The sequence below is a fragment of the Cyanobium sp. BA20m-14 genome, from assembly GCF_024346295.1.
On record NZ_JAGQCR010000122.1, the window covers coordinates 1 to 9,135 of the forward strand.

The following is a 9,135-nucleotide window of genomic DNA, read 5'->3' on the forward strand; positions in this document are numbered from 1 at the left end:
ACGATCCAGTCAGCACAGCGGATCACATCGAGGTTGTGCTCAATCACCAGGATCGAGTTGCCCTTGTCTACTAGGCGCTGCATCACATCCATCAGCTTGTGCACATCAAAAAAGCTCAGGCCGGTGGTGGGCTCGTCGATCAGGTAGAGGGTCTTGCCGGTGGCCCGCTTGGAGAGTTCGGTGGCCAGCTTCACCCGCTGGGCCTCACCGCCGGAGAGGGTGGGCGCCGGCTGGCCCAGCTTCACGTAGCCCAGGCCCACATCCACCAGGGTGCGCAGCCGATCGGCCGCCTGGGGGATAGCTGAAAACACATCGGCGGCCTGCTCCACCGTCATCTCAAGCACATCGGCGATGGTGTGGCCCCTGTAGGTCACCTGGAGGGTTTCGCGGTTATAGCGGGCCCCCTTACAAACATCGCACTGAACATAGACATCTGGCAGGAAGTTCATCTCGATCACATTGACGCCCTGGCCGCCGCACGCCTCACAGCGACCGCCCTTGACGTTGAAACTGAACTGGCCCACCTGATAACCCCGGGCCTTGGCCTCCACCGTGGCCGCAAACACCTGGCGAATCGGATCAAAGGCTCCGGTGTAGGTGGCAGGGTTGGAGCGGGGGGTACGCCCGATCGGCGATTGGTCGATCACGATCACCTTGTCGATCGCCTTGATGCCGCGCAACTCCCCCAGGCCGGCCGGGAAGGGCACCTTCATACCCAGCTGGTGCTCCAGCGCCGGATGCAGAAGCTCGTTCACCAGGGTGCTCTTGCCGCTACCGCTCACGCCGGTGACGCACACCAGCCGGCCCAGGGGGATCTCCACATTGAAGCCCGCGAGGTTGTTGCGCTCGCAGTTCACCAGGCTGATCCTGCGGCTGCCGCTGGTGCGGCGCTCGGCCGGGGTGGGAATGGAGCGGCGACCGCTGAGGTAGGCGCCGGTGAGGGAGTCTTCGGCCGCCAGCAGGTTGGCCAGGCTGCCCTCGGCCACGATGTGGCCGCCGTGCACGCCAGCCCCCGGACCGATGTCCACCAGGTGGTCTGCGGCGCGAATGGTGTCTTCGTCGTGCTCCACCACGATCAAGGTGTTGCCCAGATCCCGCAACTTCAGCAGGGTGTTGAGCAGGCGGTCGTTGTCGCGCTGGTGCAGGCCGATGCTCGGCTCATCCAGCACGTAGAGCACGCCGGTCAGGCCGGCACCGATCTGGGTGGCCAGCCGGATGCGCTGGGCCTCGCCGCCACTGAGGGTCATGGCCGGCCGATCCAGGCTGAGGTAATCGAGGCCCACATCCAGCAGGAATTTGAGCCGCAGCCGGATCTCCCGCAGCACCAGGTCGCCGATCTGGATCTGGCGCGGCGACAGCAGGGGCTCGGCCCCTTCGCTTTCGCCCACCCCCATCAACGATTCAATCCGCCGCAGGGTTTCGCCCACGCTCACGGAAGTGAGTTCGTGGATGGCGTAGGGGCCCACCCGCACCGCCAGGGCTTCCGGCCGCAGCCGCAACCCATGACAGGTGGCGCATGGAACCAGCTCCAGGAACTTCTCCAACTTCTGGCGCACCGATTCACCGCTGGCATCGGCCAGCTGGCGCTCCAGGATCGGCAGGATCCCCTCGAAGGGCCGCTCAAAGCCGGCGCTCTTGCGATAGCGGCTATCGGCCTGGATCAGGATCGGCTCCCGGCTGCCATTGAGCAGCACATCTCGCTGCTCGTCGCTGAGCTGGTTCCAGGGCGTTTTGATCTCAAATTTGAACGCCTCACCCACTGAATAGAGCAGGGAGAAGTAATAGGAGTTGTCCTTGTCGGCCCAGGGGGCAATGGCTGCATAAACCGGCAGGCTGGGATCGGGCACCACCCGCTCGGCGGTGAACTTGCGCAGGTGGCCGATGCCGTGGCAGTCGGGGCAGGCACCGTAGGGGCTGTTGAAGGAGAACAGCCGCGGTGAGAGCTCCTCCATCACGGCGCCGTGCACGGGGCAGGCGAAGTTCTCTGAGTAGAGCCGTTCCTGCTCCACCCCCTCGGGCAGCTCCTCCCCCGCCTTCGGCACCACCTCCACCAGGGCCAGGCCATCGCCGCGCTTGAGGGCCGTGCGCAGGGAATCGGTCAGCCGCTCCTGCACCCCTTCCCTGGCCACCAGCCGGTCCACCACCACCTCGATGTTGTGGGCGTGGTTCTTGTCGAGCTCGATGTTGTCGGCGAGCTCGCGCACCTCACCGTTGATGCGAACTCGGGCAAAGCCCTCAGCAACCAGACCCCCCAGCAGCTTCACGTGGCTGCCCTTCTTGCCCCGCACCACCGGAGCCAGTAGCTGGTAGCGGGTGCCCTCGGGCAGGGCCAGGATCTGATCCACCATCTCGTCGATGGTTTGGGGCCTAATCGAGCGGTCGCACTGGGGGCAGTGGGGTTCGCCGGCCCGGCCGAACAGCAGGCGCAGGTAGTCCTGGATCTCCGTCACCGTGCCAACGGTGGAACGGGGGTTGTGGCTGGTGGATTTCTGGTCGATCGAAATCGCCGGCGAGAGCCCCTCGATCGCATCCACATCGGGCTTGTCCACCTGGCCCAGGAACTGGCGCGCATAGGCCGAGAGACTCTCGACGTAGCGGCGTTGGCCCTCGGCGAAAATCGTGTCGAAGGCCAGGGAGCTTTTGCCACTGCCGCTCACCCCGGTGAACACCACCAGCCGGTTGCGCGGGATCGTCAGGTCAACGTTCTTGAGGTTGTGCTGGCGGGCACCACGCACCCGGATCACATCCTCCAAGGCCCCACCGCTGAGCACCCGGCTCGGATCCAGGGCCTTTTCGTGAACTGTCTGGGCGAGGGTTCTGCTGGAGGCAGCAGAGCTCTTGGCGCGGGGCATCCAGACGGCTCGACAGCTAGCCACTCTACGGATTGCTCACCGGCCCGTGGGTGGGGGCACCCTTAGCAGGGCTATGCCGAACACTTCTCCAGCAGGCTGGCGGCATAGCTGCGGGCTTCACCGGAATCCCCACCCGCCAGCTCGGCGAGTTCCAGCTGGCGGGCTCGGATGTCCCGCAGGTGGGACACCCGGGTATGGGTGATGCCTTCCTCCACCTGCTTGGCAACACGGAAGTGGTGGTCGGCCGCCGCGGCCACCAGGGGCTGGTGGGTGACGCAGAACACCTGGCGACGCTGGGCCAGACGGGCCAACAAAGTGGCCATGGCACCACTCACCCTGCCACTCACTCCCGTATCGATCTCGTCAAACAGCAGGGTGACGTGCTGATCAGCTGCAGCCAGACAGGTTTTCAGGGCCAGCAGAAAACGGGACATCTCGCCGCCGGAAGCCACCTCAGCCAGGGGAGCCAGGGGCACTCCCGGGTTGGCGGAAAACTGAAACTGCACCCCATCGGCCCCCTCCTCAGCCGCCGGCGCCGGATTGATAGCCACCGCAAAGCGCACATTGGCCAAGCCCATCGGCCGCAGGGCCTCCATCAGCTGCCGCTCGAGCTCCCCAGCGGCCTGAAGGCGGGCCGCGCTGAGGGCAGCATTGGCCCGATCCCTTTGCTGGCGGGCCCCATGCTCGGCCAATTCCAGGGCCGCCAGGGAAGCCGCACCGCCCCCCGGGGCCAGTTGCTCCCGCAGGCGATCGCGCAGGGCGATCAGGGCCTCCAGCCCCTCGCCATGGCGGCGCTCGAGGGCCTTGAGCTGGGCCATCCGCTCCTGTAGGGCCCCCAGGCTTTCGGGATCGCTGTCGAGGGCAGCGCCATAGCCATCCAGGTTGCGGGCCAGCTCCTGGAGGCCAAAAAGGGAATCACTGCAGAGGTTGCGCAGGGGGGCGACCCCGCCGTCGAGCCCCTCCATCTGGAGCAGCTCCTGCTCGCAGACTGCGAGATGGTCGAGCACGGAGGGCGCCTGCTCCGCCCCCTCCACCAAGCGACCCAGCAGGGCCATCACCCCTTCCTGCAGCCGCACGCCATGGGCGAGGCGATTTTCCTCCGCCAGCAGCTGCTGGCGCTCCTGGGGGTCCTCGAGCTGGGCGGCCTCCAGGTCTGCCAGTACCTGTTCCTGCAGGGCCCGCTGCTGCTCAATCTGGTCAAGGTCAGCGCGCGCCTGATCCAGTTCCGCCGCCGCCCGTTTCCACTGGCTCCAGGCGGTGGCCACCGGCTCCAACAGGGCCTGGAAGGAATCCCCACCGAAGCGGTCCAACCAGCGCCGCTGCTGGCCAGGTCGGCCCAGTTGCTGGGTTTGGCCCTGCACGGTGAGATCCAGCAACAGGGGCCTCAGCTCCTGAATCTGAGCCCGACTCACCGCCACACCGTTGAGACGATGGCGGCTGGTCAGTCGCTCCTCCGTGAGCCGCCACTCCCGCGTCAGCAGCAATTCATCTTCCGGCTCCAGTTGCTGCTGCCCTAACCAGTTCAGAACTGGAGGGGTGAGGCTGAAGCTGGCCTCAATCACGCCGCGCTCGGCACCCCGGCGCAGCAAGCGGGCCCCCGCACTGCCCTGGGCACCGCCCAGCAGGGCATCGAGGGCATCGAGCAGGATCGACTTGCCCGCCCCGGTTTCTCCGGTGAGCACCGTAAAACCAGCGGAGAAACTGAGCTCGAGCCCCTCGATCAGGGCGATGTTCTCGAGACGCAGTCCAGTCAGCACAGGCCCGTCCGACAAGCGGATGGTGATCGCCCTGACCGTAGCGGCTGGGTCTTTCGTTTAGAAGGGGGGAAATTCTTAAACGGCCCCGTGGCATGGTGAGCGCCCCTCCTGAGCCAGCTCCGGAAATCACGCCTGAGGCCCCAACTCAAGGCGAAAAAGAGTCTCCCGCTCGAAGCGACAAAACCGAGCTGAGCGACTTCATCGAAGCGGCTGGCCTGCTCAGCTACGACCCGGCCGCCATCACCCGGATCTACGCCGGCCACCCCCAGAGGCTGATCCGGCGCCTCTGGCAGACCCTGGTGCCGATCGGCCTGTATCTGCTGGGGGTGTGGTTTGACTGGTTCACCGGCCTGCTGAAGGGCCCCGATCGGGCCCGGGCCCGGGCCAAAGAAGCAGCCGATCTGATCGCCTCCCTGGGCCCCGCCTTCATCAAGGCCGGGCAGGCCCTCTCCACCCGGCCGGACATCGTGCCGCCGCTGTTGCTGGAGGAGCTGGCCCAACTGCAGGACCAACTTCCAGGTTTCGATTCAGCCCTGGCCATGGCCTGCATCGAGGATGACCTCGGTGCCCCGGTGCTGGAGATCTATGAACAGCTCGATGCCGAACCGATCTCCGCCGCCTCCCTCGGCCAGGTGCACAAAGGGGTGCTCAAGGGCGGTCAGGTGGTTGCGGTCAAGGTGCAACGACCGGGGCTGCGCGAACAGATCACGCTCGATCTCTACATCGTGCGCAACATCGCCGCCTGGCTGAACCAGAACGTGGGCCTGATCCGCAGCGACCTGGTGGCCCTGATCGATGAGCTGGGCAAGCGGGTGTTCGAGGAGATGGACTACTGCAATGAGGCGGCCAACGCCGAACGTTTCGCAGCCCTGCACGCCCACAACCCCCGCATCGCCGTCCCCCGCATCTATCACCAGGCCACCAGCCGCCGGGTGCTCACCATGGAGTGGATCGAGGGGGTGAAACTCACCAACCTCGAAGCCGTGCGTGGCATCGGCGTTGACCCCGACGAAATGGTGAATATCGGTGTTAACTGCAGCTTGCAGCAATTGCTGGAGCACGGCTTTTTTCACGCCGACCCCCACCCGGGCAACCTGCTGGCACTCTCTGACGGCCGCCTGGCCTACCTCGACTTCGGCATGATGAGCGAGGTAAGTCGCGAATCGCGCACGGGCCTGATCCAGGCGGTGGTGCACCTGGTCAATCGCAACTTCGGCAAGCTCAGTAAGGATTTCGTCAGCCTGGGCTTTCTTGCCGAAGACGTCAATCTCGAGCCGATCGTGCCGGCCTTCGAGAAGGTCTTTGGCCAGGCGATCGAGCAGGGCGTCAGCCGCATGGATTTCAAGGCCGTTACCGACGACCTCTCCGGGGTTATGTATCGCTTCCCTTTCCGGGTGCCGCCCTACTACGCCCTGATCATCCGCTCCCTGGTAACCCTGGAGGGGATCGCCCTGAGCGTGGATTCCGAATTCAAGATTCTTGGCGCCGCCTATCCCTATTTCGCCCGGCGACTGATGGAGGATCCCGATCCCAGCCTGCGTCAGAGCCTCAAGGAAATGCTCTTCGACGGCGACATCTTCCGCTGGCAGCGGCTGGACAACCTGATTGCCAGCGCCTCCCAGGGCAGCCAGCTGGATCTTGAGGGGCTGCTGGACCAGGTGCTGACCTTCCTGTTTTCAGCCAATGGGGGGCTGCTGCGCCAGCAACTGGTAGAAGCGGTGGTTTTCCGCATGGACGCCATGGCCTGGCACACCACCTTGCGGATCGGCAAACGGTTACCGGAGAGGCTCCAGCCCCCTGGCCTGCGCAAGCACCGGCTGAGCGACGCCGACGAGCCGCTGCTGGACATTGAACCGGTGCGGCAATTGACGGGAATTCTCCAGGCATTGCCGGGATTCGAGCCCCAGATGCTGATGCGGCGCCTGCCAAGACTTCTGGGCGAACCCCAATTGCGCCAGATGGGCGTTCAACTTGCCCGTGGCCTGGCTGAACGCAGTGTGGTGCGCCTGGTGCGCGATGTGCTCGTCTCCGCCTGAATCCCCAAACGGCCGATCTAGGTTTGGCCCCAACTAAACCCATCTAAAAGGTTGCACATGCATAGAACTCGGATGCTGGGCCGTGCGGCAGCAGCCGCCGTGATGGGCATGAGCCTGCTGGGGGGCATGCGGATCTGGTCGCCACCCGCCGCCGCTGCCGCTGAGAATCTCGTCTTCGTCAGCGGGGCGTTTCGACGCTCGATCCCCGTGGCCGATCTGGAGAAACTGGCCGCCACCGGCCAGGCCCAGGGCCTGCTTGCCGATGTGCTGAGATTCAGCAACCAAAATCCCAAAACCGTTGCCCAGCTGCTCAACCAGTCGGTGAAGCTGCCCGTAACCCTGGTGAGCAGGCTGCTGAACACCCGCATCGGTGAGGCCATCCTCGAGCGACTTGCCCAGATTGTTTTTCCCCTCAACGCATCTCAAGCTGGCGTCGTTGCCCTTCGCTCCGGCCTGGTCATGGGTGTGGTGGAGGGCAATGGTTCGATCTCCGCCATTTCCTTTTTCCGGGCCTACCCGGTTCGGGAAATGGAGGTGAGCATCCCTGCCCTGATGAACCTGATCCGCAAGGCCAGCTCAATCACCGACCTGGTGCGCTTCTTCTCCGAATCCCCCCTCGATGGCCTGCGCGGCGAGACCCCTAAAGGCGCACCGTAGATTCGGCCTAGCAACTGCCTTAAACCGTGTCCCTGCTCCGTTCCCTGAAACGTCTGAGCCAGGGGCAATATGCTGGCTGTCCCACCATGCAGGACTGGCCGGGCCTGATTGAGGCCTATCGCCGTTGGTTGCCGGTCAGCGACAAGACGCCGGTGATCACCCTGCGCGAGGGAGCCACTCCCCTGATCCCCGCTCCCCTGATCTCAGAACGCATCGGCAGAAAGGTGAAGGTATTCCTGAAATACGACGGTCTCAATCCCACCGGCTCCTTCAAGGACCGGGGCATGACGATGGCGATCTCCAAGGCCAAGGAGGAGGGCTCAGAAGCGGTGATCTGCGCCAGCACCGGCAACACCTCGGCCGCCGCCGCCGCCTATGCCCGCCGCGGCGGCATGCGAGCCTTTGTGCTGATCCCAGATGGCTACGTAGCCCAGGGAAAACTGGCCCAAGCCCTACTCTATGGCGCCGAGGTAATCGCCATCCAGGGCAACTTTGATCGGGCGCTTGCGATTGTGCAGGACATGGCCAGTAAGTATCCAATCACCCTGGTCAATTCGGTCAATCCATACCGTCTGCAGGGCCAAAAGACAGCAGCCTTTGAAGTTATAGAAGCCCTAGGAGAAGCGCCAGATTGGCTCTGCATCCCCGTTGGCAATGCTGGCAACATCAGTGCCTACTGGATGGGATTCAACGAATACAAGGCAGCTGGCCGCAGCAGGAAATTGCCGCGGATGATGGGATTTCAGGCCGCCGGCTCTGCCCCCCTGGTGCTGGGCCATTCGGTGGACCAACCAGACACGATCGCCACAGCGATCCGCATCGGCAACCCGGTAAACCGGGACAAGGCTCTCAACGTAAAAGCCGAGAGTGGGGGCGATTTCATGGCCGTAACCGATGCCGAAATCATTGACGCCTACAAGCTGCTCGGCTCGGGTGAAGGGGTGTTCTGTGAACCCGCCAGTGCTGCCTCGGTAGCTGGGTTGTTGAAGCGTCGAGAGGAAGTGCCCCCGGGCGCAACGGTGGTGTGCGTGCTGACCGGTAACGGCCTAAAGGACCCAACCACTGCCATCGAACACAACGATGCCCGCTTTCACACCGGCCTGGCGGCGGATACGGCCAAGGTTGCAGAGGTGATGGGCTTTTAAAAACGCTCCCCTGGCCCCAACCAATTATCAAAGTGGCTAATTCATGCCTGGGGGAAAGGCATGGAAAAGGCGGGGATGGTGATCCGATTTCGCCAACCTCCCGGTAAAGCATTTTTCCCCAATGGCGGGAAACTGGGTAAAAGGCTTGGCCATCCCCAGCACAGGTTAAAAATGCCCCAGCCAAATGGGCCGGTAATGGCCTCCAGGAACTGGGATCTGGTGGGTTTTCCACCGTTCCCCCAGCCCCTACTACGGCTGTTTTTATTTCTTCTAAAAATCCTTTAATCCCTTAATCAAAAAGTCAGTTGGGAAGGACTGTTGGATACGGATCACCGGCGTTGCGGAATCAGCCGGGCTGTGGAAGCGTGGGGGCTGCCTACCGCTGGTACCCAGGCAATCCAGTCCATACGCCATGAAGCTGGTCTGTTCCCAATCCGAACTCAGCTCCAGTCTCCAGCTGGTGAGCAGGGCCGTGGCGAGTCGCCCGACCCACCCGGTGCTCGCCAACGTGCTGCTCACCGCCGATGCGGGCACCGGCCGCCTGAGCCTCACTGGTTTTGATCTCAGCCTCGGCATTCAGACCAGCTTCTCCGCCAGCGTGGAAATCAGCGGCGCCATCACCCTGCCGTCCAAGTTGTTTGGGGAAATTGTCTCACGGCTCTCCAGTGACAACCCGATCACCCTCCAC

General features: G+C 63.9%; 5 protein-coding genes and 1 pseudogene. 4 read left to right on the forward strand and 2 right to left on the reverse strand.

Annotated features, from left to right (window positions below):
• On the reverse strand, positions 1-2,852 hold a 2,852-nt coding region (gene uvrA, locus KBZ07_RS11735; protein WP_254931786.1), incomplete at its 3' end, for an excinuclease ABC subunit UvrA.
• 71 nt (positions 2,853-2,923) lie between these two features.
• Positions 2,924-4,609 (reverse strand): DNA repair protein RecN, encoded by a 1,686-nt coding sequence (gene recN / locus KBZ07_RS11740; RefSeq protein ID WP_254931789.1) that lies wholly within the window; start codon positions 4,607-4,609, stop codon positions 2,924-2,926.
• 92 nt (positions 4,610-4,701) lie between these two features.
• Here recN and KBZ07_RS11745 point away from each other — a divergent pair, with 92 nt between their 5' ends.
• The 4 genes and pseudogenes from KBZ07_RS11745 to KBZ07_RS11760 all read left to right on the forward strand — a co-directional run.
• The gene (locus KBZ07_RS11745; protein WP_254931787.1) at positions 4,702-6,645 is read left to right on the forward strand and encodes an AarF/ABC1/UbiB kinase family protein; all 1,944 of its coding nucleotides are present in this window, start codon (positions 4,702-4,704) and stop codon (positions 6,643-6,645) included.
• Positions 6,646-6,717: 72 nt separating this feature from the next.
• Positions 6,718-7,302, forward strand: a complete 585-nt coding sequence (locus KBZ07_RS11750; protein ID WP_254931788.1) for an alpha/beta hydrolase — start codon at positions 6,718-6,720, stop codon at positions 7,300-7,302.
• Positions 7,303-7,388: 86 nt separating this feature from the next.
• Complete coding sequence (gene thrC, locus KBZ07_RS11755; protein WP_254931790.1) at positions 7,389-8,447, forward strand: threonine synthase; 1,059 nt, start codon at positions 7,389-7,391, stop codon at positions 8,445-8,447.
• A 412-nt stretch (positions 8,448-8,859) separates the two neighbouring features.
• Positions 8,860-9,135: pseudogene (locus KBZ07_RS11760) on the forward strand (DNA polymerase III subunit beta); the annotation flags it as partial.

Coding starts and splice junctions, on each gene's coding strand:
- KBZ07_RS11745 (WP_254931787.1), top strand. CDS start 4,702: ATGGTGAGCGCCCCTCCTGAGCCAGCTCCGGAAATCACGCCTGAGGCC.
- KBZ07_RS11750 (WP_254931788.1), top strand. CDS start 6,718: ATGCTGGGCCGTGCGGCAGCAGCCGCCGTGATGGGCATGAGCCTGCTG.
- thrC (WP_254931790.1), top strand. CDS start 7,389: ATGCAGGACTGGCCGGGCCTGATTGAGGCCTATCGCCGTTGGTTGCCG.